General features: G+C 73.4%; 18 protein-coding genes and 1 pseudogene. 1 reads left to right on the top strand and 18 read right to left on the bottom strand.

The window, feature by feature from the left end; genetic code table 11:
- Window positions 1-66: 66 nt before the first annotated feature.
- From AB0O09_RS32015 to AB0O09_RS31940, 16 genes and pseudogenes are all read right to left on the bottom strand, one after another.
- Window positions 67-1,341 (bottom strand): annotated as a pseudogene (locus tag AB0O09_RS32015) (DUF4910 domain-containing protein); the annotation flags it as partial.
- Window positions 1,329-2,354: an SDR family oxidoreductase gene (locus AB0O09_RS32010; protein WP_363547860.1), complete on the bottom strand. Its 1,026-nt coding sequence runs from the start codon at window positions 2,352-2,354 to the stop codon at window positions 1,329-1,331. The pseudogene AB0O09_RS32015 and the gene AB0O09_RS32010, both read right to left, overlap by 13 nt.
- Window positions 2,355-2,357: 3 nt before the next feature.
- Window positions 2,358-3,005: a PIG-L deacetylase family protein gene (locus AB0O09_RS32005; RefSeq protein WP_363547858.1), complete on the bottom strand. Its 648-nt coding sequence runs from the start codon at window positions 3,003-3,005 to the stop codon at window positions 2,358-2,360.
- A complete protein-coding gene (locus AB0O09_RS32000; RefSeq protein WP_363547855.1) occupies window positions 3,002-3,826 on the bottom strand; it encodes a glucose-1-phosphate cytidylyltransferase in 825 nt (274 codons plus the stop codon). Before AB0O09_RS32000 ends, AB0O09_RS32005 begins: the two co-directional genes overlap by 4 nt.
- Window positions 3,823-5,058: a class I SAM-dependent methyltransferase gene (locus AB0O09_RS31995; RefSeq protein WP_363547853.1), complete on the bottom strand. Its 1,236-nt coding sequence runs from the start codon at window positions 5,056-5,058 to the stop codon at window positions 3,823-3,825. The genes AB0O09_RS32000 and AB0O09_RS31995 overlap by 4 nt, the downstream gene beginning before the upstream one ends.
- Window positions 5,059-6,330, bottom strand: coding sequence for a glycosyltransferase (locus tag AB0O09_RS31990; protein WP_363547851.1), 1,272 nt, complete (start codon window positions 6,328-6,330; stop codon window positions 5,059-5,061).
- 1 nt (window position 6,331) lies between these two features.
- Window positions 6,332-7,636: an O-antigen ligase domain-containing protein gene (locus AB0O09_RS31985; RefSeq protein WP_363547849.1), complete on the bottom strand. Its 1,305-nt coding sequence runs from the start codon at window positions 7,634-7,636 to the stop codon at window positions 6,332-6,334.
- A 1-nt stretch (window position 7,637) separates the two neighbouring features.
- The gene (locus AB0O09_RS31980) at window positions 7,638-9,173 is read right to left on the bottom strand and encodes a right-handed parallel beta-helix repeat-containing protein (RefSeq protein WP_363547918.1); all 1,536 of its coding nucleotides are present in this window, start codon (window positions 9,171-9,173) and stop codon (window positions 7,638-7,640) included.
- Between the two features lie 14 nt (window positions 9,174-9,187).
- Window positions 9,188-11,164, bottom strand: a complete 1,977-nt coding sequence (locus AB0O09_RS31975; RefSeq protein WP_363547846.1) for an alginate lyase family protein — start codon at window positions 11,162-11,164, stop codon at window positions 9,188-9,190.
- On the bottom strand, window positions 11,161-13,362 hold the full coding sequence (locus AB0O09_RS31970; protein ID WP_363547843.1) for a bi-domain-containing oxidoreductase: 2,202 nt from the start codon (window positions 13,360-13,362) through the stop codon (window positions 11,161-11,163). The genes AB0O09_RS31975 and AB0O09_RS31970 overlap by 4 nt, the downstream gene beginning before the upstream one ends.
- A 36-nt stretch (window positions 13,363-13,398) precedes the next feature.
- Window positions 13,399-15,333, bottom strand: coding sequence for an asparagine synthase (glutamine-hydrolyzing) (gene asnB, locus AB0O09_RS31965; protein WP_363547841.1), 1,935 nt, complete (start codon window positions 15,331-15,333; stop codon window positions 13,399-13,401).
- 3 nt (window positions 15,334-15,336) lie between these two features.
- Window positions 15,337-16,866, bottom strand: coding sequence for a Wzz/FepE/Etk N-terminal domain-containing protein (locus tag AB0O09_RS31960; protein ID WP_363547838.1), 1,530 nt, complete (start codon window positions 16,864-16,866; stop codon window positions 15,337-15,339).
- Entirely contained in the window at window positions 16,863-18,260 is a 1,398-nt protein-coding gene (locus tag AB0O09_RS31955) for a polysaccharide biosynthesis protein (protein WP_363547835.1), read from the bottom strand. The genes AB0O09_RS31960 and AB0O09_RS31955 overlap by 4 nt, the downstream gene beginning before the upstream one ends.
- Entirely contained in the window at window positions 18,257-19,522 is a 1,266-nt protein-coding gene (locus AB0O09_RS31950; protein WP_363547832.1) for a glycosyltransferase family 4 protein, read from the bottom strand. The genes AB0O09_RS31955 and AB0O09_RS31950 overlap by 4 nt, the downstream gene beginning before the upstream one ends.
- Window positions 19,512-20,828, bottom strand: a complete 1,317-nt coding sequence (locus AB0O09_RS31945; protein WP_363547829.1) for a nucleotide sugar dehydrogenase — start codon at window positions 20,826-20,828, stop codon at window positions 19,512-19,514. Before AB0O09_RS31945 ends, AB0O09_RS31950 begins: the two co-directional genes overlap by 11 nt.
- Window positions 20,829-20,901: 73 nt before the next feature.
- Window positions 20,902-22,317, bottom strand: a complete 1,416-nt coding sequence (locus AB0O09_RS31940; protein ID WP_363547915.1) for a sugar transferase — start codon at window positions 22,315-22,317, stop codon at window positions 20,902-20,904.
- A 577-nt stretch (window positions 22,318-22,894) separates the two neighbouring features.
- On the opposite strand from AB0O09_RS31940, the gene AB0O09_RS31935 reads away from it, so the two are divergent.
- Complete coding sequence (locus AB0O09_RS31935) at window positions 22,895-23,539, top strand: hypothetical protein (RefSeq protein ID WP_363547826.1); 645 nt, start codon at window positions 22,895-22,897, stop codon at window positions 23,537-23,539.
- Between the two features lie 86 nt (window positions 23,540-23,625).
- On the opposite strand, the gene AB0O09_RS31930 is transcribed toward AB0O09_RS31935, so the two are convergent.
- Together AB0O09_RS31930 and AB0O09_RS31925 are read right to left on the bottom strand one after the other, a co-directional pair.
- Entirely contained in the window at window positions 23,626-25,134 is a 1,509-nt protein-coding gene (locus AB0O09_RS31930; protein WP_363547823.1) for a S1 RNA-binding domain-containing protein, read from the bottom strand.
- A gap of 173 nt (window positions 25,135-25,307) precedes the next feature.
- On the bottom strand, window positions 25,308-26,543 hold the full coding sequence (locus tag AB0O09_RS31925; RefSeq protein ID WP_363547820.1) for a SpoIIE family protein phosphatase: 1,236 nt from the start codon (window positions 26,541-26,543) through the stop codon (window positions 25,308-25,310).
- Between the last annotated feature and the right edge of the window lie 291 nt (window positions 26,544-26,834).

Raw genomic sequence — 26,834 nt, 5'->3', positions numbered from 1 at the left:
TCCCGCGCTCGCTGCGCTCGCTTCCTCGCTCGTCGCTCTCGGCACCGGCGCGCCCTTCGGCTCGCCGACCAGCCCGGCGCCGCACAGGGCGTCGGCCGCGGCGGCGACGGCGTCGAACGGCAGCCCGGACCGCTCGGCGACGTCCAGCAGACCGTGCTCGCCGTCGGAGAGGCTGAGCACCCAGAGCATGGCCAGCTGTGCCTGCTCGGCGTCGCTGCGGCCGCCGAGCGAGTCGTACAACCCGCGCCGGCCCAGCTGCGGTTCGCCGTACGGGCTGAGGTTGAGGTACCGCCGGTTGCGGTCGAGGACGGCGAACGCCTCGCGGCAGACCGCGAGGGTGTCCGCCATCGCCTCCGGCGAGACGAAGTCCGGGTTGTCCGCCGAGGTGTGGTACTCGGGGTACCCGGCGTACGGGGTCCGGCTGAGCGAGCCGACGCCGAGGTCGAACCCGGGCGAGCAGTACTGCCGCTCGTCGTAGCCGTACGGCGTGAACCCGGTGACGTGGTGAGGCCGTCCGGACGTGCGCAGGACGTGCCGCAGCACCCGGTCGATCTCCGCGTCGCCGCGCCTGCTCTGCTTGTACGTCAGCCGGCCCCGGTCGCCGGCGCAGGCCAGCACCAGCCCGTGCTTGACCCGTTCCACCCGCTCCGCGTTGCGGGCCAGCCAGGTGATCGCCCCGATGGTGCCGGGCGCGAAGACGAACCGGTAGGTGTAGTACGGCGTCCGCTCCGCCAGCTCCCGCGCCAGGAACGTCGCCACCGCGACGCCCGCCAGGTTGTCGTTGGCCAGCGACGGGTGGCAGACGTGGCAGGAGACGATCACCTCGTCGGTGACCTGCCCGGGGACGACGTGCTCGGCGTAGGTGAGGTGGCCGTCCGCGAGCGTGGAGTCGATGCGCACCTCGTACTCGCCGTCCGGCAGCGCGTCCAAGGTCTCCTGGGCCAGGCAGAAGCCCCATTGCGGCGTGTAGTAGCTGGTGCGGTACGGCACCCAGGACGGGTGGTCGGGCAGGGTGTGCAGGTGTCCGCGCAGCTCGGACAACGGCATGGTCGCCGCCACCGGGACGCTGTAGCCCAGCACGTGCAGGCTGGACGCGGCGAAGTCGACGACCCGGTGGCCGGCGGTGTCCGCGATGTACGCGTCCCGGATGTTCCACTCCTGCGGCACCGTCCAGTCGAGCACCCGCGTCCCGGTCGGCACCTCGTGCACCTGCAGCGGGACGTACTCGCCGACGACGTCCAGGGTGGCGCGCACGCCGTCGCCGGTGATGCTCCGGCAGATCGGGTACAGCCGCTCCACCAGCGCGTGCATCCGGTCGCCCACCGTGGTCATCGGCGCCACCGCAGGGTGTCGTCGACGGCGCCGGCGTCGGACGCCGCCCGCAGCACGGCCAGTCGGGTGAAGCGTCGTTCGAAGCCGTCCCGGGTCAGCCCGAACTGCCGGTAGGCGTCGGTGAGTTCGAGCGCGCCCCGCTTCACCGTCCACTCGCAGTCGAAGCCGGGCAGTGCGGCGCGGAACCGGGAGAAGTCCACCCGGTAGGACCGCGGGTCGGCGCCGTTCTCCCCGGTGATCACCACCTTCGCACCGGACACCGCCTCGGCGACCTGTCCGGCGATCTCGCCGACGGTGACGTTGTTGGTCTCGCTGCCGATGTTGAACGCCCTGTCGTGCACCGCCTCCCGCGGCGCGTCCAGCGCGGCCGCGAAGGCCCGCGCGATGTCGGCGGCGTGCACCAGCGGCCGCCAGGGGGTGCCGTCGGAGAGCACCAGCACCTCGCCGGACAGGAGCGCGTGGCCCACCAGGTTGTTCAGCACGATGTCGGCACGCAGCCGGGGCGAGTAGCCGAAGGCGGTGGCGTTGCGCAGGTACACCGGGCTGAAGTCGCCGTCGGCCAGCGCGTGCAGGTCGTCCTCCACCCGCACCTTGGACTCCGCGTACGGCGTCACCGGGCGCAGCGGGGCGTCCTCGGTCACCAGGCCGTCGCCGCCGGCGGCACCGTAGACCGAACAGGTCGACGCGTACAGGAAGCGCCGCACTCCGGCGTCGCGGGCCAGCCGGGCCAGCCGGACGGAGGCGTGGTGGTTGATGTCGTAGGTGAGGTCCGGCGCCAGCGAGCCCAGCGGGTCGTTGGACAGCGCGGCCAGGTGGATCACGGCGTCCACCCCGGCCACGTGGTCGGCCGTGACGTCGCGCAGGTCCACCCGGTGCCCCGGCGGGTCCGCGGGCGCCGGGCCGAGGACGCAGTCCGCGAACAGGCCGGCGTCCAGCCCCACGACCTCGTGTCCGGCAGCCGCGAGCACCGGGGCCATCACGGTGCCGAGGTAGCCCTGGTGACCGGTCAGCAGTACGCGCAAGGTTCATCCCTCCAGATCGAGAACGAGTTTGGTGACGGCGAACGCCTCGGCGTAGCGCGCGTGGCATTCGATGCCGCGGATCCGGGCCAGCCCGAGGAAGGCCTCCCGGTCGTACCAGGGCCGGTGCCGTTGCGAGGCGTACTGCTCCTGCAACAGCCGCACCTTCGCCTCGGCGATCGCCGGGGACAGCGGCTGGTACGCCGTCGGACGGCCGAGGTCGCCGTCCCACTTGACGATCTCGTAGCCGAGCACGAGGTGGTCGCGGAACGCGGTGGTCACCAGCTGTGCCAGTGTGCGGTGGTCCTGGTGCGCGTCCTCGGTGCGCGGCGCGAGGACCAGGTCCGGCTCGGTCCGCCTGCGCAGCTCCTCGACCGAGGCCTTGGCCTCGTCCCAGTGCGCGGGCAGCCGGCCGTCCGGCAGCTTGAGCACCGTCAGGCGCAGGTCGGCGTCCGGGCAGAAGGCGTCGAGCGCGTCCCGCTCCTCCAGCTCCCGCTCCCCGCCGCCGCCGGAGAGCACCAGCGCGTCGACCCTGAGGCCCGGGCGCGCGAGGCACATGGTCAGCAGCGTGCCGCCGGCGCCGATGGCGATGTCGTCGCAGTGCGCCCCCACCGCGACGATCCTCCTCGGGCGCCCGGCGCCGAGCCGGATCACCCGGTCCTCGCCACGAGGTCGTCGTCGCTGCCGGTCGCGCCCGCGCCGTCCCGTTCCCAGACGGCCCACGGGCGGTCGCCCCGGGCGTAGGCGTCGTCGAGCGCGGCCCGTTCCTTCACGGTGTCGGTCGGCTTCCAGAAGCCGCGGTGCCGGTGGGCCACCAGCCGGCCGTGCTTGGCCAGTCCGGCGCATCCGTCGGCGACCAGGTCGCCGTCCTCGGGGATGTGGTCGAAGACCTCCTGGCGGAGCACGAAGTAGCCGCCGTTCTCCCACAGCGGCATGTCGCTCACCGCGGTGATGCCCCCCACCAGGCCGTCCTCGCCCAGGTCCACGCAGTGGAACGAGGACTGCGGCGGCACCACCATCATCGACGCACCGGCGTCGCGCCGGGCGAACGCGTCGATCATCGCCGGCAGCGGGGCGTCGGTGAGCACGTCGGCGTAGTTGGCGAGGAACATCTCGTCGCCGTCCAGGTGGTGGCGCACCCGGCGCAGCCGCTCCCCGATCGGCGACTCGATGCCGGTCTGCGCGAACGTGATCGTCCAGGAGGCGATGTCGGTGGACAGCAACTCGGTCCGCCCGCCCCGCAGCACGAAGTCGTTGGAGGTCGTCTCCTCGTAGTTGAGGAAGAAGTCCTTGATGTGGTGGGCCCCGTAGCCGAGGCACAGGATGAACTCGGTGTGCCCGAAGTACGCGTAGTAGCGCATCACGTGCCAGATCAGCGGCCGCGGCCCGACCATCGCCATCGGCTTGGGCACGTCGTCGGAGGCTCCGCTGCGCATCCGCAGTCCGTAACCGCCGCAGAACAGGACGACCTTCACGGCTTGACCTCGACAATGCTGAGTTCCGGAACGGGGAAGACCAGCCGGCCGCCCCAGGCGTGCACGAAGGACAGCTGCTCGACCAGCTCGTCCCGCAGGTTCCACGGGAGGACGAGGACGTAGTCCGGCCGGTCGGTGGCGATCTGCTCGGGCGGCAGGATCGGGATGCGGGTGCCCGGGGTGAACCTGCCGTGCTTGTAGGGGTTGCGGTCGACCGTGTACGGGAGCAGGTCGGGCCGGATGCCGCAGTGGTTGAGCAGGGTGTTGCCCTTGCCCGGGGCGCCGTAGCCGACGACCGTCTCGCCGCGCTCGGCCGCCTCGACGAGGAAGCGCAGGAGGTCCCGGCGCACCTTCGCCACCCGGGCGGAGAACTCGGTGTACCCGGACAGCTCCCGCAGCCCGGCGGCCTTCTCCCGGTCCAGCACGTCGGCCACCCGCCGGGTCGGCTCGCCGGCCACCCCGGCCGGCCGGGCCCACAGCCGGACGGAGCCGCCGTGCGTGGGCAGCAGTTCGACGTCCACGAGCGCGAGTCCGCCGCTCTCCAGCGCCCGGGCCGCGGACGCGACCGTGTAGTACTGGAAGTGCTCGTGGTAGATCGTGTCGTACTGGTTCTCCTCGATCAGGGTCAGCAGGTGCTGCACCTCGACGGAGACCCAGCCGTCGTCGGAGACCAGGGCGCGCAGCCCCCGGGTGAATCCGACCACGTCGGGGATGTGCGCGTACACGTTGTTGGCGACGACCAGGTCCGCCGGGCCGTGCTCGGCGCGGACGGCCGCGCCGGTGGCCGGGTCCAGGAACTCCGTGAGCGTGGGAACGCCCGCTTCCCGCGCCGCGGCGCCGACGTTCACCGACGGTTCGATGCCGAGGCAGCGGATGCCGCGGTCCACCACGTGCCGGAGCAGGTACCCGTCGTTGCTCGCGACCTCGACCACGAAGGAGTCGGGGCCGAGGCCCAGCCGCGGGACGGCCCCGGCGACGAAGGTGCGCGCGTGCTCCACCCAAGAGGTCGAGTACGAGGAGAAGTACGCGTACTGGGTGAAGGTCTCCTCCGGTGTGATCAGCGGAGGGATTTGCGCGAGCCAGCAGTCGGTGCAGACCCGCAGGTGCAGCGGGTACGTCGGTTCCGGCCGGTCCAGTTCGTCCGCGGCGAGGAAGCTCTCGCACGGCGGGGTCGCCCCCAGGTCGACGACGCTCGCCAGCGCCGTCGAGCCGCAGAGTCGGCATCGTGTCATCTACTGCCCCCATTCCCGCCCGCGCGGGGTGCCCCGCCGCGAGCCAGCGTTTCCGTTCCCCACCGGCGGCGCGCCGTCCGCGCCGCCGGACCGCCCCGCGACGGCGGTGCGGTACTCCTCCACCAGGCGCTCCAGCCCGACGGCCGGACTGAAGGCCTGGTCGTAACGGTGCCGGGCCGTGCGGCCCATCTGCCGGTTGCCGGCCGGATCGGCCGTGATCCGGCGAAGGCAGGACGCGAGCGAGGCCGCGTCGCCCGGCCGGTGCAGCAGCCCGGTCACCCCGTCCTGCACGAGCTCGACGAAGGCGCCGTGACCGGCGGCGACGGCCGGGACCCCGGCCGCCATCGCCTCCACGACCACCAGGCCGAACGCCTCCAGCCACGTCGAGGGGGCCACCACGGCGACCGACCGGGCGACGGCCTGCCGGCACCGGTCCCGGTCGTACAGGCCGACGTACCGCACGTCGTCCCGGCCCGCCGCCCAGGCGGTCACCTCCCGCTCCAGCGGCCCCGCGCCGGCGACCACGAGCGGTACGCCCACCCCGCCGTCCGCGGCGATCCCGTCCCACGCGGCCATCAGCAGCCGCACGCCCTTGGCCTCCGCCAGTCGGCCGAGGTAGAGCAGGTGCTCGCCGTCGCCCCTTCGGCAGGAGCCCGGGTCGGGCACGAAGTTGTGCTTCACCGCCAGCCGTTCGGCCGGCAGGCCGGCCCGCGACAGGACGTCGCGCTGCGCCGCGGAGATGCAGAGGAACCGCTCCACGCCGGACCACCAGCGCCGCCGGTTGACCGCCAGGCTGACCGCGAGCGGCACCGTCGCCAGCCGGGAGTTCCGGTAGCAGCCGTGCCGGACGGCAGGCAGCGGCGTGGCCCCGACGCACTCGGTGCACGGCCGGCCGTCCCGCTGCAGCGTGCCCGGCGGGCAGATCTGGGTGTAGTTGTGCAGCGTGGCGACGGCGGGAACGCCGGTGTCGGCGCAGGCGGCCAGCACCGCGGGCGACAGGAGCGGGAAGACGTTGTGGACGTGCACCACGTCCGGCCGGTCGGCGCGGAGCCTGGCGGCGAGCTCCGCGCGGACCGCCGGGTTCCACGGCACCAGCAGCGGCACCGCCACCTTGCCCGGCAGGGACCGGGTGGCGATGTCGTCGCTGCGTCGTTCGAACACTTCGACCCGGTGGCCGGCCTCGCGCAGCAGCTCCACCTCCTGGTCGACGACCTTGTTCTCCCCGCTCGGCTGCGCCGAGGCGTAGCGGTTGTGCACCACGAGGACGTGCATGTCAGGTGAGCTCCGTTCGCTGGGCCGAGGGCGCGGTGCGCTGCCGGGGGACGGCAGGCGTCGAAAGGGCGGCGGGCACGGCCGGCGCCGCCAGCAGCGAGACGGCCACGGTCAGGTGCAGCAGGTAGGGCGAGGCGTCGCCCAGCCCGGCCTCGGTGTACGAGGCGATCGCGCAGTAGCTGATCAGGAAGATCGCGGCGGCCCGCTCCGGCGACGGCGGCCGCAGCAGCGCCGCGCCACCCAGCACGACGAAGACCGCCGCCACCACGGCGACCCCGGCCAGGCCCTGTTCGTTGTAGACGGCCAGCCAACTGTTGTCGATCGGCAGCCCGCCGAAGGACTTGTCGCCCAGCCCCATCCCGAACACCTGCTCCGTGGTCGTCCGGGGTGCCGCCAGCAGGGCGTCCCAGACCTTGGCCCGGCCGGTCAGGTTGGAGAAGTTCTCCTGGCTCTGGCCGCGCAGGAACCAGGCCTGGAGCAGCGAGCTCAGGCCCACCCCGACCACGGTGGCCAGCAGCACCGCCCAGCCGATGAACCGGCGGGCGGCGGCGCTGGTCATGACGAGCGAGCCGATCGCCAGCGCCAGGCCGATGATCAGGCCGAGGGTGGCCGTCCGGGTGTGGGTCAGCGCGAGCAGGACGAGCGAGGGCACGATGATCGTCGCCGCGCTCGCCCCGCTGGTCCGGCGGTCCAGCAGGAGCAGCACGGTGAGCCCGATGATCACCGCGGCGTACTGTCCGATCTGCGGCGGGGTGAGCGGCCACAGCGCGCCGACCAGCCGTCCGCCGTAGAGGTCGGGCATGGCCGCGCCCGGTGAGGCGACCAGTCCGGCGGCCACCGACAGGAGCACCGCGAAGTACATCCGGATGTGGAACCGGACGAACGTCGGGCTGCCGTCCCACCAGCGGCTGAGCAGCCACAGCGTGCTGACGAAGAGCGCCAGCCGGAAGCAGCGGAACAGCGCGCCGAACCCGGACTCCAGGTTCGCGCTGGAGATCACGCTCAGCACCAGCAGCAGGGTGAGCAGGAACAGGAAGGCGCCGGCCCGGATGCGCAACCGGAGGTTGAGGACGAGCGCCAGCGCGAACGCGGTGGCCAGCGCGCCCATGGTGGCCGTCTGGATGAGGGAGCGGGGGAGCGGGACGATGGTCCGCGCCCCGGCGGAGCCGAGCGTGTTGAGGATCAGCAGCCCCCAGATCAGCTCGACGGTCTTCGGCGGGCCGGCGGGGCGCGGTGCGGCGCCGGGCCGTGTGCCCACGCTGCCCGGTCCGTGCGGCGTCCCGTCGCGCGTACGGTCCCGTCCCATCTCAACCACCGGTCCGCGGCCGGAGGGTGCTGCCCGCGTCCTGCCGGTACGGCGCGCCCTGCCACTGCCCGAAGTCGAGCGTCCGGCTGGGGTCGTGGGCGACGAAGCTCCACGGTCCGACATAGGTGTTGTCGTGCCAGCGGTTCTGCTGCTTGCCGGTGATGGCCTCGGCCACCGGTTCGCCCTTGTACGGCGACCAGTCCGGGAAGGTGCCGTAGTTCGCCAGCACCGCCATCCGGCCGCACTTCGTCGTGCAGCCGACGACGGACGGGTTCAGCGTGAAGCGGTTGTCGTGGACGTCCACCCGCTGGGTCTTCCACCGGCAGTCGGCGTAGAGCGGTGCGCTGGCGATCGCCGGCTGGGAACAGCGGCCGGTGTCCTTCACCAGCAGCGTGCAGTCACCGGACGAGGTGTTGGCCGGGCTGTTGCAGAACCGGTCGGCGTTCTCCCACAGGGTGATCCCGGACCAGTTGTCCTCCAGCACGTTCCGGTCGATCTCGATCTTGTCGGTGCGGGCCGGGATCCGTGGTTCGCCGCCGGACTCGGACAGGTAGACGGTCGGATAGGGGAAGGTGTCACCGCGGTCGGCGGACCTGCGGCCCTCGACCCAGTTGTTGTGCCGGATCGTGTTGTTCCGGACGACCGCGTTGTAGCTGGCCTCGTACACCAGCGCGGCACCGTCGTTGGCCTCCAGCACGTTGTCCTCGATGCGGAAGTCGTTGTTGTTGGTGTCCGCCCACAAGCCGGCTCCGCGGTTGTCGTGCACCCAGTTGCCGCGGACGTCGGCGCCGTCGACGGCCCAGAACTTGATGCCTCCGGTGCAGCCGCAGCCCGGCTGCCGCCGCTCCCAGTCGTCGGTGTTGTTGCCCACGACCTCGTTGCCCTCGACCAGCAGGCCCTTGATGGAGCCGCCGCTCTTGTACGCGTTCATTCCGTACTGGCCGTTGTCGCGCAGGCAGTTGGCGCGGACCTGCTGGTGGGCACCGGCCATCAGCCCGGCGCCGGAGTTGTGCTGGATCGTCGCGTGCTCGATCACCCACCCGTCGGCCATGTCGTGGTTGACCACGCCCTCGTCGTGCGGGGCGACGAAACCCTGCACGGTCAGGTAGCGGACGGTCACGCCGGGCGCGGTGCCGCTGAACGCGTAGTTGTTGGTCCTCCGGCCGTCGAGCACCGCGCCCGGCGCGCCGAGATAGGTGTCCCCCTCCTTGGTCATGACCTGGGCGTAGCGGTCCGGTTCGAGCGTGTGCGTGCCCGGGAGCAGCCAGAACGTGGTGTGCGGGGGGTTGCTCCTGGTCTTCGCGGCCAGATCACCGACCACCGCCGGGTCGACCGTCACCGCGCCCGCCGGTGCGCTCGTCGGCCCGGCCGCGGGCTCGGTGCACACCCGGGCCACGGCCACGGCCGCGGGCCCGGACGGCGTGGCGGTCGCCTTCGCCGGGGCGTCCGGCGTGCTCGTGCAGCCGGTCGCCACCAGCAGGGCCAGCGTCAGCACCGGCGCCGCCGCCGACGACGCCCCCCGGCGCCACCTCGTGATCCCCACCCGCCCCCCTAGCCGCGGAACCCGAGCACGGTGGTGAACCCTCGCGTGCCGTCGGCGAAGCCGGAGCCGACCAGCGTGGTGGCGGGTTCCTTGCGGCCGAAGCCGGCGGAGTACCAGCCCAGCGGCGGGTCGGTCTCGCCGCGGTGAGCCGACCAGGACAGCTCCCCGGGCAGGTCGAGCACCGCGGAGCGGTCCTCGCCGTCCCGGGTCCAGGTCAGCACCGCCCGGTGCCCCGTCAGGTCCGCGGTGATCGCCGGGCCGAGGTGGAACACCAGGCGCACGGCCCGGCGCCCTCCGCGCACCTCGTCGACGATCCGCAGCTGCCGGGTCGCGGCGGTCAGCTCCACCCGGCGGCGGTGCACCACGGGCCGGTAGCCGTCGTGCTCGGCACTCCAGCGGGCCACGCCCCCGTCGGAGGTGTCCGCGACCAGGACGCGGCTGCGGGCGTGCCGGGTCCACAGGAACGGGCCGCCGGAGACGGACTGGTCACCGCCGTCCACCTGCAGGGTGTTGTGGCCCAGGGTCGACCGGAAGTACCGCCGCCACTCGGGCTGCCCGTGGTAGCAGAACGTCCCCGGGTCGGCGAGCACGTCGACCCCGTCCTGCCGGACCTCGACGGACAGCGCGTCCGCGTGGGCGTGTGCGGCGATGGACAGGAATCCGTGCGGACCACCGTCGCAGCGGCACCAGATCTCCCCGGGACCGCGCAGGACGGTCATGCCCGCGTCGGCGAAGTGGGCCGGCCGGTCGGCCGGGCGGGCCACGCTGCATTCGCCGGTGCCGGTGCCGGCGCCGGCGTTCCGCGCGTACGGCCGGACGAGCGCGGCCAGCAGCGTGCTGCGCACATCGGTGCCGGTCACCGCCGGCCACCAGGCGAGCCGGCCGAACACGGCGTCCCCGGTGGCCAGCAGCGAGCCCCAGCGGTCGGTGCCCGCGCCGTCCAGGACCAGACCGTGCCCGTCGTCCGCGTCGCCCTGGCGCGGGGGCCGCAACCGGTTGTCCACGACGGCCGCGAGCGCGTCGGTCATCCGCAGCAGGACGAGCCGGACGGACGCGGGGACCGGCACGGCCGCGGCGTCCGCCTCGGCCACCGCGGCCAGGCCGAGCTCCAGGACGAGCCCGTGGTACTCGGTGGCCAGCTCGCGGTTGAGGCCGGAGGGGAAGGTGTTGGCGCGCAGGTGCCGCTCCAGCGACCGCAGCGCGGCGGACCGCCAACGCGTCGAGGAGGGGAACCACCCGAACGCGCAGGCCGCGGCGAACTGCCCGGCGGTCTCGGCGACGACGTGGTTGTTCGCCGACGACCCCCGGCTGGGGAAGGCGGCCAACCAGCGCTGGTGGTGCCAGATCTGATGCAGTGCCACCGGATTGTCCTCGAACAGCCCGGCCGCGCCCGGCCAGCCGTCGAGCAGCCGGCGCACCCACACCCAGGACAGCAACCGGATGCCCAGCTCGATGCCGCTGATCCAGTGCACGCCGCGCAGCGGCGGGTTGGCCGCCCACCACGACCGCAGGTGATCGGCCACGCGTTCGGCGTACCGCTCGTTCCCCGTGACCGCGTAGGCGGCGGCGAGCACGGTCAGGTACTGGTGCCGGGACGGTTCCCAGATCTGCTTGATGTCCCCGACCGCGTCCTCGCTCCGGTACGGCACGTCGAAGGCGTAGCCGGACGGCGCCCGCCGCCCGGTCCTCGGGTCGCGCCACCAGTCGGGGGCGGCCATGTCGTCCCGGACCTCCCCGAAGTACTCCGCGTGCCCGTCCATCAACCGGTCCGCCTCGGCGACGAGGCGCTTCGCGGCGTCCGGCGGTACCGCGGCGAGGGCCCCGGCGGGCAGCACGGCGGTGAACCGGGCGCCCGTCACGGGCGGACAGTCCGGCGGTGCCGACCGCCACCGCCGCCTGCGCACCGCGTCGCCCACCCGGCCGCCGACCTCCTGCGGTCCCATCCGGGACAGCCGCCGCAGGTACCAGCCCGCGCCCATGGTCATCGCGGCCTCGCCAGGGTCACCGGAGCGCCGCCGACCAGGCCGGCCTGCACGGCGAGGGTGGCCGCCGTGGTGGCGACCAGCGACTCCAGCGGCACCGGCATCGGCCCGCCGGTCCGCACGGCCTTGACGAACGCGGCCAGCTCGGCGGCCTGGCCCTTGTCCCGGGCCTTCGGCAGCCGCGAGCTGACCCACCGCCTGCGGCCGGCCGTGCTCTCGAAATGCACCGAGGCGCGGACGAAGTCGTCGAGTTTCAGCACCTTGCCGTCCGCGACGAGGTCCAGCGTCTCCTTGGGGAAGCCGGACGCGCCGCAGGTCACGTAGCTGAGGGTGGCGGTGGAGCCGTCCGGGTAGCGCAGCACGACCTGGAGGTCCTCGTTGCCGGCCGGGGCGACCGCGTACACCGAGACCGGGTCCGCGTCCAGCAGCCAGCTCGCCGTGTCGACGAAGTGCCCGCCCTCGCCGACGAACCGCGAGCCCTCGGAGTCCTGCCGGAGGTACCAGCTGCCGTGCTGCAGCCGGCCCGCGTTGACCAGGTAGCGCAGGCTCGCCGGACCGGTCCGGGCGCCGAACCGGCTCCTGGCCTCGCGCAGCAGCGGTGCGAACCGGCGGTTGAAGCCCACCTGCAACCGGTCGTTGCCGGACTCCTCCACCGCCGCGAGCACGCCGGCCAGCTCGTCCTCGGTGAGGGCCAGCGGCTTCTCCACGAACACCGTCTTGCCGGCGAGCAGCGCCCTGCGGGTCAGTTCGGCGTGCGAGCTGTGCCGGGTGACCACGAACACCGCGTCGACGGAAGGGTCCCCGAGCACGGCGTCGAGATCGGTGGTCGCGTGGGCGAAGCCGAACTTCCGCTGCGCGTTGGCCGCGGACAGCGCCGTCGTGGTGACGACCGTGGACAGCACGACGCCGTCGCGCTGTTCCAGGTGCGGCAGCAGCATCGACGTCGCGTAGTTCCCCGCGCCGACGAACGCCAGCCGCACCGGCGTTCCGGAGGCCCGGACCGGGGCGGGTGCCGGGCCGCCGCGCCGCACCGCGGGCACCGCCACCGCCGGGGCCTGCGCCGTCCCGTCGCCCGGGGCGTCGGGGTAGCGGAACAGCACCGCCACGGCCTTCAACTCGCCGTCCTCCAGGCGCCGGTAGGTCTCGACGGCGTCGTCGAAGTCGGCGACGTGGGAGATCAGCGGTTCCACGTCGACGCGGCCGCGGGCCACGAGGTCGAGGAAGCACGCCAGGTTGCGGCGCTCCGTCCAGCGCACGTAGCCGATCGGGTAGTCCCGCCCCTCCAGCTCGTACTCCGGGTCGTAGCGCCCGGGGCCGTACGAACGGGAGAACCGGACGTCGAGCTCCTTCTCGTAGTACGCGTTCCACGGCAGGTCGAGGCGGCACTTGCCGATGTCGACGACCCGGCCCCGGTCCCGGCTCAACCGGGCGGCCAGCTCGACGGGCTGGTTGCTGCCGCCGCCGGCGGCCAGGTACACCTGGTCCACACCGTGACCGCCGGTGAGCTCGGCGACGGCGGCCTCCACGGCCGCGGACCCGGGATCGCCGGCGGCCGCGGCACCCAGGCGCTCGGCGAGCTCGCAGCGCACCGGGTCGGGGTCGGCCCCGACGACGCGGACCCCCGCGGCGGCGAGGAGTTGCACCACCAGCTGGCCGATCAGCCCGAGGCCGACGACCAGCGCCACCTCGCCGAGCTGCGGTTCGCCCTGCCGCACGCCCTGCAGGGCGATCGAGCCGACGGTGCCGAAGGCCGCGTGCCGCGGCGCCAGGCCGTCCGGAACCGGCGTGTAGAGGTTCCTCGGCACCCAGTTCAGCTCGGCGTGCAGCGCGTGCTCGTTGCCGGCACAGGCCACCAGGTCGCCGACCTTCACGTCGTCGATCCCGGCACCGACCTGTTCGACCACCCCGCACAGGGAGTAGCCCAGCGGCGTGTAGGAGTCCAGCTTGCCCATCACCTTGCGGTAGGTGGCGGGCAGCCCGTTGGTGGCCACGCTCTGCATGACCTTGGCCACCTGGTCCGGACGGGAACGGGCCTTGCCCAGCATCGACATGCCGGCCTCGGACACCTTCATGAGCTCGGTTCCGGTGGATATCAGCGAGAAGACGCTGCGCACCAGCACACCGCCGGGCTTGCACCCCGGCACCGGCACGTCGAGCACCGCCAGCTCGCCGCTCTTGTAGTTCTGCACGACCTGCTTCACCGGAAGTCCCCTCGTTTCTCTGCCGTCAAGTGAGCGCTACGCCGTCAACCGGGCGCCGTGGCCGGAGCCGGAGGTCGCGCCGCGGTACCAGTACTCCAGGGTCAGCACGTGCCACAGGTGCTTGGAGTAGTCCTGCCGCCCGGCGGCGTCCTCGGCGACCATGCGCGCGAGCGCGTCGCGGCGCAGGAGCCCGGAGCCGACGAGCACGCCGTCGTTCACCACCTCGCGCACCAGCGGCGCCAGGTCCCGGCTCATCCACGCCCGCAGGGGGGCGCTGAACAGGCCCTTGGGCCGGTACACGATCTCCCGGGGCAGGACCGAGGCGGCCGCCTCCTTGAGGACGGCCTTCCCCTGCCGTCCGACGATCTTGCGGTCGCCCGGCACGGCGAACGCCGCCCTGACGACCTCGACGTCCACGTACGGCACCCGCACCTCGGTGGACGCGGCCATGCTGGAGCGGTCCGTGTACGCGAGGTTCAGGCCCGGCAGGAACATCCGGGCGTCACCCAGGCACATCCGGTTGACGAAGTCGTCGAGCTCGTTGTCCTGGTAGGTGTCCGCGTGCTCGGTCAGCACGTCCTCGACGGTCCCGGCCAGGTCCGGGTCGACCAGGGCGAGCAGTTCGTCCCGGTCGTACATGGTGTAGCTGCGCCGGAACGCGGTCTCCTCCGGCAGCTCGGCGAAGGAGAGGAACCTCTTCGCGAACCGCACCGACCGGAACCCCCGGTGCGCCGTGGCGACCGGCAGCCGGTCCACGACCGCGGACAGGCCGCGCCGCAGGGGCCGCGGGACGCGCTGGTAGCGCAGCGCGAGCCGGTTGGCGAGGTGCTTGCGGTAGCCGGCGAACAGTTCGTCGGCGCCCATCCCCGAGAGCATCACCTTGACCCCGGCCTCCCGGGCGGCCGAGCAGATCAGGAAGGTGTTGATCGCGGCGGGGTCGCCGATCGGCTCGTCCAGGTGGTACGTCATCCGCGGCAGCAGGTCGAGCACGTCCGGAGCGATCTCGATCTCGTGCAGGTCGACGCCGAACCGCTCGGCCACCTGCCGGGCGTAGCGGAGGTCGTCCGGCATCGCCTCGAACCTGGCGTCCTCGGCGCGGAACCCGATCGTGTAGGCGGAGATCCCGGGCCGCTCGCGGGCCGCGAGCGCGGTCAGGTAGCTGGAGTCCAGGCCGCCGGAGAGGAAGGTCGCCACGGGCACGTCCGAGAGCAGGTGACGCCTCGTCGACTCCTCGACGATCGCGGCGAGGTCCGGCAGCTCGCCGCCGAGAGCCCGCTCCCGGCCCTCGGCCGCGACGTCCCGCAGGTGCCAGAACCGGCCGCGGTCCACCCGGCCGTCGGGCCTGCACCGGAGCCAGCTCCCCGGCGGCAGCTTCTCCGCCCCGCGGAACGCGCACCGTGAGTCCGGCACCCAGTAGTACAGCAGTGAGGCCACCAGCGCCGCGGGGTCCACCTCCAGCGACCCGCCGGTGACGGCGGCCAGTGCCTTGAGCTCGGAGGCGAACACCAGGCCCTGGCCGCGCCGGACCAGGAACAGCGGCTTGATCCCGAGCTGGTCGCGGGCGAGCACCAGCTCGCCGGTCCGCTCGTCGAAGACCCCGAACGCGAACATGCCGCGCAGCCGGGGCAGGCAGTCTGTGCCCCAGCGCCGCCAGGCCTCCAGCAGCACCTCGGTGTCGGACGTGCCGCGGAAGCGCACCCCGGTGGCCGCCAGTTCGGCACGCAGCTCGGGCGCGTTGTACAGCTCGCCGTTGTAGGTCAGGACGAGGCCGTCCGAGGCCATCGGCTGGGCGCCCGTCCCGGACAGGTCGACGATGGCCAGTCGCCGGTGCCCCAGGTGCACTTCGCCGTCACCGACGGGGTGGCCGTACCCACCCGCCCCGTCGGGACCGCGGTGCGCGAGGGCCTCGGTGAGCAGGTCGGTCACGACCTTCCCGTCCGGCCATCGGTACGTACCCGCGATGCCACACATGTCCTACCGCACCTCCTGGTCGCTGTCCGGGACCCTTGCGGTCCGCATCGTCGTCGGTCCCGTCCGCCGCCGGCCCGTGCCGGTGTGCCGGGTCGGCCCCTCGTACCGGCCGCGCGTCGCGGTGAACGGCCCGTCCCACAGCGTGCCGTCGGTCCGGTCGCGCGGATCCGGGTCGATCAGCACCACACCGATCACCGGGATGTCCTGGTCCGCGAGCCGCCGCGCCACGGTGTGCAGCCACGCGGTGCTGCCGTGCCCGGCACGCACCACGAGCACCGTCCGGGTGCCGAGGTACCGGAGGTCGGTCCACGTCGTGCCGGGCGACACCGAGCCGACGCCGAGCCGGCGCTCCCGGCCCGCCCCGGCCGTCGCACCCCCGCCGCCGACCGTGGTCGGCTCTCCCGGCCGCGGTCCGCGCCGGGCGAACCGCGGGCCGGGCAGCTCGTCGACGAGGGCCACCGGCCCCTCTTCCCCCAGCGCCCCGGCGAGATCCCGGGCGATCGCGCCGGTGCTGCGCGCGCAGCCCAGTTCCAGCAGCGACACCGCCTCGGCGGAACCGCGCACGGTGCGGGCCAGGGTCGTGGTGAGCCTCGCCCGTGCCGCCCGGGCCCGTCGGCCCTGCCACCGTCCGTCCGGCCGGCGGGGCACCCGGCGCAGCTCCGCGATGACCGAGGCGCCGAGGTTCGCCGCGATGTCCCGGCGCAGCACGGGGCGGTCCGCCACCACCGTGCCGACCGCGGCCACCGCGAGCCCGAGGACGAGCCCGAGGACGAGCCCGATCGCGGCGTCGGTGGCGGCGGTCTTGGCCAGGGACTGCCGCACCGGGCGCGGGGCGTCCACGATCTGCGTGCCGGCGACGAGCCCGGGCGTGCCGACCCGCGCCTCCGCCGCGCGCTGGCCGAAGTCGGTGATCCGCGCGGTGAGTTCGGCCCGGCTGGCGAAGAGCGACTCCAGGCCTGCCGACGCCTTCGGCCCGCTCTGCTGCGAACCGTCGCCGATCGTCCGGTTGACCCGGGCGAGTTCCTCCTGCAGGCGGTCACGCTGGTCGAGCAGGGCCTTGGCCTGGGCGTCCGAGGCTTCCCGGATCCGTCGCACGTGGTCCGCGACGAACGCGTCGGCGAGCGCCTTGGCCCGGGCCACCGCCTCCCCCTCACCGCGACCCGTCACGGTGATCTGCAGCACGTTGTTGGTCAGGCCGATGCCCCCGTAGTCCTTCATGAAGTCCTCCGGCCTCTCCGAGGACCCGAGGGACTGCAGGGCCCTGCCCGCGATCCCCGTGGTCTGCAGCAGGGCGACGTCGGTGCGGATCAGCGTTCCGGGATCGTTCGGCTGGTCCGCCTGGTGCGTGACCAGCACCTTGACCAGCGCGGTCGGCGGAGGTGGCCGCAGGACGGCCAGCGCAGCGCCGGCCAGCAGCCCGAGCAGCGCCAGCGCGCACCAGAAGCGGCGCCGCCTGCGCACTGCGACCACCAGTGCCTGCAGGTCCACCAGCGGCGCGGCGGCCGACCACTCCGATGTCGTACTCGTCGTCACCCCGCTGCTCTCCTCGTGTCGCCGGTTGCTGCGAGCACCGGCGTCGCGCCGTCCGGATCACGGCCGGTGGACCGTTCCGGACGGGCCCGGACCACGCTGGCGACGACGGTGCCGACGATCTCGTGCCCGGCTTCCGCACACGCCTCCGCGATGCCCGCGAGCTCCGCCGCCGTCCAGCTGCCCGCGCTGAGCACGACCAGCGCGCCGGACTCGTCGTCGCGGTCCGGCACCAGCGGTCGGGACACCGAGACCGCCACCACCCGCAGCTCGGGGCATCCCCTGCTCGAAGAGCTCGGGGAAGGACCGCCCTCAGCCTCGGCGGCGAGCCGCCCGGCAGCCCGGCCGGCCGTCCCGTCCCCGTCCGGGACGATGACCAACAGCGGCCGGGGCGCCGGCAGTCGGTCCCGGAGGCGGTCGCAGACCCGCCGGAAGCGGAGCTGCCGACCGGCCTCGTCGCCGGGAGCGTGCCGGGTCGGCAGGTCCCACCGGACGTCGGTGCCCAGCAGCCGGCGGACCAGGGCCCGCGGGCCACGGCCTTCCGGCCGGTGCGCGGACCGTTCACCGGGTACGTCGACGGTGCCGAGGAGCACCGAGCCCAGCGCGGCGGCGATCTCCGGTCCGGTGCGCAGCCGGCGGCTCATCCGTGCGGTGGCGAGATGGCCGACGACCCCGAGCGCGAGGAACAGCGCCGCCCCGCCGGCGACGAGCTGCGTCCTCGTCGGCGGTGCCTCCCCCGTCGGTCGGGCCGCCGGCCCCAGGACGACCAGATTGACCGTCCTGGTGGCCGCCGGGTCGACCTGGTCCAGCTTCTTGACGGCGTCCTGCAGCGCGGTGCGCAGCTTCACGAGCTCCGTGCGGGTCTGCACGCTCTCCACGCTCTGCCCCGAACCGGCCGCGTCGGCCAGGTCGGTGATGCGGCGGCCGGCCTGCTCCACCAACTGCCGCAGCGCCTCGGGCTGCGCCGCTTCGGCGTCGCTGCCGTCGCCCGAGTAGCGCGCGGCGAACGTGACGAACTCCTGGGCCGCCTGGTCGGAGAGCTGTTGTGCGCGCGCCGGGGTGTCGGCCGTACCCGAGATCTTGATGATGTTCCCGTCCGCGGCCGTGGCGCTCACCCGGTCCCGAAGCCCGTTGCCGCCGGCCCCGGACCAGGGGAGCGCGGCGGCCACGCGGTCGAGCACCACCGAACTGGTCGCGATCTGCGTCTGGGTCGTCAACTCGCGCTCCTGCCACGCCCCCGGCAGCAGGACCGAGGCCGACGTCGTGTAGCGCGGCGGAAACAGCAGGGAACCGCCGTAGCCGACGAGCCCACCCGCCACGGCGAGGACGGCGAGCAGCCGCCAGCGCCGACGGAAGATCCGACCGATCACGGCCAGGCGTATCGCTTCGTCGCTCAACGGCGCGGCCTCTTCCCGGCCGGGCCCGGGCCGCCCGCCGACACCGGCGGGAGGTCACCGCAGGCAGCGGCGTAAGCGGCGAGCAGCGAACGCTGGGAGTTCCGCCAGGCGAGCGGCCCGTTGATCCGCTCCTGGCCGACCTTGCCCATCAAGGCCCGCTTCTCCGGATCGTCCAGCAGCAGCGCGACGAGTTCGGCGAACCGGGCCTCGTCGTTGGCGGGCGCGTACACGGCGGCGTCACCGGCGGAGACCCGCGCCTCGCGGAGGTCGAAGGAGACGATCGGCCGGCCCATCACCATGTACTCCAGGACCTTGTTCATGGTCGACACGTCATTGAGCGGATTGCGCGGGTCGGGGGAGAGGCACACGTCCGCCGTGGACAGGTACCGCACCAGGTCGGCGTCCGGAACGCGCCCGGTGAACTCCACCTGCTCCGAGAGCCCGAGCCGCCGGGACAGCTCCACCATCGCGTCGAAGGTGTCCCCACCGCCGACGAACACCGCGTGCCAATCGGTCCGGCCGAACCCGTCGCGGAGCTTCGCGAGGGCCCGCAGGGCGTAGTCGACGCCGTCCTGCGGCCCCATCACGCCGAGGTAGCACAGCAGATGGGGCTTGCCGCGCTTCAACCCGGGCTCGGGCGGTACCGGCCGGAACCGCCCGGTGTCGGGCGCGCTGCGCACCACGAAGACGTCGTCCGGGAGCCGGCCGCCACGGCGCAGGGCGACGTCCCGGTAGCTCTCGTTCGTGGCGAGCACGACGTCCGCGGCCCGGTAGGTCAGCCGTTCCAGCGCGCACACGCCGCGGTAGAGCAGATCCTCACCGCGGTCGAACCGGGAGAGGTACAGCTCTGGCACCAGGTCGTGCTGGTCGAACACGAACCGGGCGCCGCGCCGCTTCAACCACAGGGCCGGCAGGAACAGCAGGTCGGGCGGGTTGCAGGCGTGGACCACGTCGACCGGGCCGACCCTGCGGGCCAGCCGGGCCGTGTGCCACAACGCCGATCCGTACTCCCGCAGGTAGCCGGCCGGCCCCCCGGTGGCCGCGCGCAACGGGTACCGGTGGATCCGCACCCCGTCGATCACCGCCTCCGGTTCCGTGTCCCGCTTGCTGCCCCGCGGGCAGATGACGTCCACCGTCCAGCCCGCGTCCCGGAGCGTCGTGCACTCCTGCCACACCCGCCGGTCGAACGGCACCGACAGGTTCTCCACGAGGATCAGCGTGCGACGGCCCCGCCCGTCGCCGCCCGTCGCGTCACCAGGCAAGGCCCGCGTACCCCGGCTCGGTCCGGCGCGCCTCGGCGTCGGGAAGGCGGACGAGGTCGACGATCATCGGGCTGCCGCCGTGGGGCAACGCCGACAGCACGGCCGGGTCGCTGGTCCCGACCACGCACACCTCGGCATGGTCGAGCACCTCGTCGACGGACTCCGCGAGCAGCTGCGCGAGGTGCGGCAGCCGGGTCTCGATGTACTCGCGGTTCGCGCCGAGCAGCCGGGAGACGCTCACGTTGGGGTCGTGGATCCGCAGGTCGTAGCCCCTGCCGAAGAGCCTCTCCGCCAGCTCGACGAGCGGGCTCTCGCGGAGGTCGTCGGTGCCGGGCTTGAAGGACAGGCCGAACAGGCCCACCCGACGCCTGCCGGTGCGCTCGACCAACTCCACCGCGCGCTGCAGGTGTTCGGAGTTGGAGGGCAGCACATGGGAGAGGATGGGCACCGAGACGTTGGCCCGCCGCGCCGCGTGGACCAGGCCGCGCAGGTCCTTGGGCAGGCAGGAGCCGCCGAAGGCGAAGCCGGGCCGCAGGTAGGCGGGGCTGATGTTCAGCTTGCGGTCGGCCAGGAACACGTCGATCACCTGGTGCGAGTCCACCCCGAGCGCCCGGCACACCGCGCCCAGCTCGTTGGCGAAGCCGATCTTGAGCCCGTGGAAGGCGTTGTCCGCGTACTTGATCGCCTCGGCCGTCGGGACCGGCACCCGGAACACCTCGCCGGGCAGTCCGTCGTACAGCGCAGCGACGACGTCGCCGCTCGCCGGGTCGAGCTCGCCGATGACGGTCTTGGGCGGGTCGAAGAAGTCCCGCACGCTCGTGCCCTCGCGCAGGAACTCCGGGTTGACCGCGACCCCGAAGTCCACCCCGGCGGTGCCGCCGACGTACTTCTCCAGGATCGGCACCAGCAGGTTCAGGCAGGTGCCGGGGAGCATGGTGCTGCGGAACACGACGGTCTGCCGCCCGCCCCGCTCGGCCACCGCGGCACCGATCTGCTCGGTGACCCGCTCCAGGTAGGTGGTGCACAGGCTGCCGTCGGGCTCCGACGGCGTGCCGACGCAGACCAGCGACACCTCACTGCCCATGATCGCCTCGCGGACGTCGCCGGTGGCGCGCAGCGCTCCGGCCCGCACGACCTCGGCGATCAGCTCACCGATCCGCTCCTCGACCACCGGGGCCCTGCCCTCGTTGACCAGGTCGACCTTCACCTGGTTCACGTCCACCCCGATGACCTCGTGACCCATCCTGGCCAGGCACGCGGCCGACACGCAGCCCACGTAGCCGAGCCCCAGGACGCTGACCCTCATGACCCGTTCCTCCCCTCGGGCAGGCCTTTCGGGCCGGCCGGCCGCGCGTCGATCGAACGACGCCCCCCACGCATCAGTAGGCCCCCTGCCCCTGAAGCACCGCACGCAGCGTCTTCCACAAGATCACCGTGTCCAGGGCGAGCGACCAGTCCTCCACGTACCGCAGGTCCAGCCGGACGGCCTCCTCCCACGGCAGGTCGCTGCGTCCGCTGATCTGCCACAGGCCCGTGAGCCCGGGCTTGACGAGCAGTCGCCGCCGGATGTCCGGGCCGTACGCGGCGGACTCCTCCGGCAGCGGAGGCCGCGGACCGACGAGCGACATCGAGCCGGTGAGCACGTTGAGGAGCTGCGGGAGCTCGTCGATCGAGTACCGGCGAAGCACTCCTCCCACCCGGGTCACCCGTGGATCCCGGCGGAGCTTGAACAGCAGGCCGGCGCCCTCGTTGCGGTCGGCCAGCTCGGCACGTGCCCTGTCGGCCCCGGCGACCATGGTGCGGAACTTGACCAGGGTGAACAGGCGGCCGTCCTTGCCGACCCTGTGCTGCCGGTAGAAGGCCCCGCCCCGACTGTCCATCAGCACGAGCAGCCCGACGACCACCATCAGCGGCGCGAACAGGACCAGCAGGACCGCGGCACCCAGTCGGTCGACGACCTCCTTGACCGCCCGGCGGCCCCCGGTGAAGGTCGGCATGCTGACGCGCAGCATCGGGATCCCGAGCACCGCGTCGACGTGCAGCCGCGGGCCGGCCACCTCCATGAGCACGGGGGCCACGACCATCTCGGCATCGCCGCCTTCGAGGTTCCAGGCCAGGCGCTGCAGCCGGTCCGGTGTCCAGTACGGGTCCGGTGTGACCGCGACGACACGGTAGCCGTCGCGGCGGACGTGGTTGGCGACGTCCGTCAGACGGCCGACGACCGGCACCCCGTCCAGCCGGTCACCGTCGTACCCGAGACCGTGCGGCGTGCACACCGCCTCGACCCGCCAGCCGATGTGCGGGAACCTGCGGGTCCGGGCGATCAGGTCGCGCACGGTGGCCGGGCTCCCGGCGGCGAGCACCGGGCGCAGGCACCGGCCCTCGTTCCGCTGTTTGTGCAGCCACAGGCGCAGCAGATACCGCTCGGTCATGGTGACGAGCGTGATCGCCGGGATCGCGACGAAGATCCAGAGCTTGATGTTGTGCGAGGTGAGGGCGATCCCGCCGAGCGCCAGTACGACGGCCGCCGTGAACAGCGAGCGTCCGAGCCGACGGAATTCCTCGGCGCCCTGACCGAGCACGGCCGCAGCCCACGACCGGGTCGTGGCAAGCGCTCCCAGCACCAACAGCTCGGTGCCGAAGGCGAGAATTCCCCATTTCTCGTGCCAGTTGGCCGCGTCCCGAATCCCGAAGAAGCGGCCTATCGCCGCCACCACGAAGGCGGTGGCCACGATATCGCTGATGACGACAGCGCGGCGGTACCGCTGCTCCCAGTCACTTTCGGGCCGGCTGATCCTCCCGTTCGTCCGACGTCCCCGCGCCGGTGGAAACGGACTGACCAATTCTCCTTCCCCCTGCTTTACGGCCCCTTCCAGGTCGGCAGTGGGTTCGACGTGTTCGCTCCACACGGTTCCTCCCCCCGGGAGGCTCGCGCCTCCCGCACTGTTCCTCCCCTCGGGAGGCCCCCGCCTCCCGTGCCGTGCTGCTCTTACCTCTCGACAGGCCCCACCCCCCTCGCGCATGGCAAACCGGCGACCGCAGTACTACGTGAACATCCCACCCGGACGCCGGCAGGACCGTATGTCCCGCCGGAGTCCCGAGGTGCACGGGAAACCGCCGACGCCGGACCCATGGATCATTAGTGCGCATCGCGTCCAACTGTGCGAAGCGACAATCAATCTAGAGCATCGAGGACGTCCGGCGGGGGCGATGTGTGAAACGCGTGCTCGATATTTGAACTTGATCTACGGAACAGTTACTGCGTGCGTTTCCTGGGAAATAGGACGTGCATTGTGACGTGTGATGCGAGAGTCGATTCCACGCGGGCCGTCCCGTCCACAGCACCCGACAAGATCAAGGAGCAACCACCCCATGCCGAACGACACCACCCGTCCGGCCGCCCCGACGCCGGAGGAGGCCTACGCGGACGCCCCCGAGCCACATGTGGAGACGGCGGCGATGCTGAACCTCGCCCGCGCCGACCACGGCACCCCGCAGATGCACGACCGGGAGTGGGTGCTGCGCCACGCCGCACTGCTCGACCGCACGATGCTGCCCGCCGCGACCCCGCCGGTCGGCACCGGCACGGCCGGCGGGTCGGGCGGCCTGCCGAACCCGGCTGCTCTCGGCGCAGCCCTGCAACTGCGGCAGCTCGACCGGCACGGCAGCACCGGCCGCGGCCCGCTCGGCCCGGACGCGCCCGAGTGGAACGGCGAAGACGGCGCGATCGGATACCTGCGCCAGGAGTACCTGGCGTGGCGTGGAGGACAGTTGTCGGACCTGACCGAGGTGCGTGCGGCGATGCACGCCGTGTCCGAGGCCGCGGACGACGACGTGCGCCCCGGGCAGACCGCCGGCAGCGGCGAGCCCGGGCCGCACGAGCTGCTCCTCGCCCTTGCCCGGCGCCGGGTCGCCGCTTACGCGAAGGCGGTGGACCACGGGATCGACGCGGTCGCCGACCAGCAGCGTGCCGAGCAGGAACTGCGGGAGCTGGAGGCCGCCGGCGTCCAGGGATGACCGTGCCCGCCACGTCGCGCCCTCCGCCGTCAGGACCGTGGGGGGTGGTGGATGTCGGTGAACGTCACGGTCCGACCCCGGGAAGCTCACCCGTGGTCGCAGGCATCGGCCGGGAGACCGAGCGTGATGCGGCGGCGCGGGCGGTCCACGGCGAGCACCGTGACGCGGACCGGGTCGCCGACCACCGGTGCCGGGCCGTCGGACCAGGGGCCGTGGACCAACCCCTCGACGCCCGGTGCCACCCGGACGAAGGTGCCGAACGGGACCGGCCTGACGACCGTTCCGGGGAGCTCGGCGCCGGGGCGGAGGCGGTCGGCGAACAGGCGCCACGGGTCGGGCTGCAGGGCCTTGACGGACAGTCCGACGCGCTCCCACGCCCAGTCGATGTCGAGGACCTGCGCCCTGATGCGGCGGCCGGGCGGGGCCACCTCGTCCAGGGAGTCGAAGTACGTCCAGGACATCTCCGGGACCCGCAGGAAGCCGACGCTCCGCCCCGACGGGTGGTCGAGGTCCACGTGCACGCCGACGTCGTCCAGGTCGCTCGCCACGGTGCCGGTCACCACGTCGCCGGGCCGCAGGCCGGCGAGCAGGGCGCGCCGTCCGGCGGCCGGGGTGGGGTTGGTCCGCCACCGGGCCCGGACGATCCCGTCGGCATCGGGCAGCACCGCCGCGAGCAGCGGCCGCCGACGGGCCGGCTGGAGCGGGACGAGGCCCGCCCGCCGTCCCGGACCGGTGGGGACGGCAGGGTGCGGGCCGTCGGCCCGGCCCATCCAGGGTTCGGCGACGCGCTCCGCAGGGAAGGTCCCGTCGGCCTCCTGACGGACGAGCAGGTGGGGGTGGCTGCCGGCGCGGATCCCGGCGCGGACGGCCTCGATGTCTTCGGTCAGGTCCGGCCACACGGCCAGCCGTGCCCGCGGCACGAGGCGTCGGCGGACGGCGGTCACCGCGGCCTCGGTGGTCAGCCGGTGCCAGCGGCGGCCGTGGGCCGCGTACTCCTCCTCCAGCAGGACGGCCCCGCGGTCGGCGACCAGGCAGTGCACAGCGGTCCAGAACACCCCGTCGGCGGGCGGCCGCACGTCCGTCTCGTCGAGGGCGGGGTCGTAGGGGGAACGCCCGGCCTTCTCCGCGAACAACCCCAGGCTCCGAGCCCCGGTCAGCGCCGCCCGGAGTGGGCCCGCGCCGCCGTCGAAGCCGACGAACAGGTCGTCGCGGTGACCGGGGTGGAGGAAGAACCGGCGGCCGGCCCGCAGCCTGCACCAGGCGCCCTCCCGCCGGAGAACCGCCCGCAGGAGTGTCAGAGCAGCAGCCGCCGGCAGGGTGGCGCCGTCGTGGAAACCGGTGGGGTCGCCGGGGAAGACCCCGGCCGGGCCGTCCGGCCCGCCGGAGCCCCAGGTGGAGAAGGAGAAGAAGCCCTTCACCATCGGACTGCCGATCACCCACCGCTCCGCAGCGGCTTCCCGGACGAACCCGGCGGCGGCATCGGAGAGGGCCGCGGCGGTCCGCGCGCGGGTGCGGTACGCATCGGGGGAGCAGTCGTCGTACTCCGCCTCGGTCACGGGCTCGTACGGGGTGAGGCGGTACACCTGGAGCGCCATGTCAGCGCCCCGTTCGGTCCGCCGTCGCTGCAGGGGCACAGTGCCCGCGGACGGAAGAAATGATCATCAGGCCACCCTAGGGAGGTGGCATCGTGTCGGGCAAGACCCGCCGCGATTCCGGCGCACCGACGGGCCGGCGGCCGCACGCCGGGGGCGCGCCCACCACGCCGTGTTCAGAGGCGGACGACGACGAGGGCGGTGTCGTCGGTGACGCCGTCGGCGGGCAGCAGGTCGGCGAGGACGGCGTCGGCGAGGGCGTCGGGGTCGAGTGCGTCGGGTGCGGTGGCGGCGTGGTGACATGCGAGGGAGTCGGTGAGGGCGGCCAGGCCGGTGTCGATGTCCTGGCCGCGGCGTTCGATGAGGCCGTCGGTGTAGAGGGCGAGGACGTCGCCCGGGCCGAAGTCCACGGTGGCCTGGGGGCGGGGGGTGGGTTCGGGATGGGCGTCCAGCGGCGGGTCGGTGGCATCGCCGAGGAGCACCGCGGTGCCGTTCGCGCGCAGCAGCACCGGGGGTGGATGCCCGGCACTGGAGTAGGTGATCGTGCGCTCGTCCCAGTCGAGGAAGCAGGTCACGGCGGTGGTGGATTCGGCGCCGTCGAGGAAGTGGGCGTAGCGGCCGAGGGCGTCCAGGGCCCGGGCGGGGCCGTCGGCCACGAGCGAGGCGGCCGAGAGGGCGCTGCGGAGCTGGCCCATGACGACGGCGGCGGCCAGGCCGTGGCCGACGACGTCGCCGACGGTGACGGCGATCCTGTCGCCGCCGAGGAGGGGGATCAGGTCGTACCAGTCGCCGCACACGTTCAACGCGGCGGTCGCGGGCCGGTAGCGGACGGCGATGCGGTGGGCGCGGATCGGCCGGGCCGGCGGGAGCATGGCGCTCTGCAGGGCGAGGGCGACCTCCCGCTCGCGTGCGTTCGCCTGGCGCAGCCGCTGGTTGACCTCTTCGAGTTCACGCAGCCGGCTGTACAGCTCCGCCTCGACGCGCAGCTCCGCCCCCGGCCCGCCGGCGGCACGGATCAGCTCCGTGACCTCCTCCACCCGGTGGATCACCAGCACCACCCGCCCGTCCGGCGCGAACACCGGCGCATTGACCGGACTCCAGTACCGCTCCTCCCACCGGCCGGGCGCGACCTCGACGTCGTAGCGCTGCACCGCCATCACGTCACCGCCCCCGCCGGCCAGCACCCGCCGCAGCGACGCCTCCAGACTCAGCATCCGGGAAGCGTCGACGTCGTGCGGCTGACGCGGGAAAGCGTCGAACAGGTACCGGCCCACCACCTGCTCCCGGCTGCGCCCGGACTGGCGCAGGAACGCCGCGTTGGCGGCCGCGAACACCAGGTGCGGGGTGAGCAGCGCGACCGCGCCGGGCAGCGCCTCGAACACCGCCGCGAAATCGACGTCCGCCTCCGCCATGTTCTCCTGCCTCGCCGTGGATCGGTGTGGTCCGGGTCCGGTACAGCCGCACGGGAGCGGCCCGTCGCCGACGTGTGAGGGCTTCCCGAGGCCATCGGGCCCGACACCCGTCCGGGGCGGCGCCTTCCCGCCGTCCCCGCGGGGCTCGGCCCGCCGGCCGGCCCGAGTTCAGGGTAGGCGCAGGGTCTGTCCGGTCAGGATGAGGTCGGGGTCGTCGCCGATGGTGTCGTGGTTGGCCTGGTAGAGGGCGGGCCAGCCGCCGTCCACCTGCTGTGCCTGGGCGATGGCGTC

The sequence above is a fragment of the Kitasatospora sp. NPDC093679 genome, from assembly GCF_040683455.1.
GTDB lineage: Bacteria > Actinomycetota > Actinomycetes > Streptomycetales > Streptomycetaceae > Kitasatospora > Kitasatospora arboriphila.
Note: the sequence above shows the minus strand (reverse complement) of the source record. Positions and strands in the feature narration are given on the sequence as shown.

Coding starts and splice junctions, on each gene's coding strand:
- AB0O09_RS31935 (WP_363547826.1), top strand. CDS start 22,895: ATGCCGAACGACACCACCCGTCCGGCCGCCCCGACGCCGGAGGAGGCC.
- AB0O09_RS31985 (WP_363547849.1), bottom strand. CDS start 7,636: ATGGGACGGGACCGTACGCGCGACGGGACGCCGCACGGACCGGGCAGC.
- AB0O09_RS31995 (WP_363547853.1), bottom strand. CDS start 5,058: ATGACACGATGCCGACTCTGCGGCTCGACGGCGCTGGCGAGCGTCGTC.
- AB0O09_RS31925 (WP_363547820.1), bottom strand. CDS start 26,543: ATGGCGGAGGCGGACGTCGATTTCGCGGCGGTGTTCGAGGCGCTGCCC.
- asnB (WP_363547841.1), bottom strand. CDS start 15,333: ATGTGTGGCATCGCGGGTACGTACCGATGGCCGGACGGGAAGGTCGTG.
- AB0O09_RS31945 (WP_363547829.1), bottom strand. CDS start 20,828: ATGAGGGTCAGCGTCCTGGGGCTCGGCTACGTGGGCTGCGTGTCGGCC.
- AB0O09_RS31930 (WP_363547823.1), bottom strand. CDS start 25,134: ATGGCGCTCCAGGTGTACCGCCTCACCCCGTACGAGCCCGTGACCGAG.
- AB0O09_RS31975 (WP_363547846.1), bottom strand. CDS start 11,164: ATGACCATGGGCGCGGGCTGGTACCTGCGGCGGCTGTCCCGGATGGGA.
- AB0O09_RS31990 (WP_363547851.1), bottom strand. CDS start 6,330: ATGCACGTCCTCGTGGTGCACAACCGCTACGCCTCGGCGCAGCCGAGC.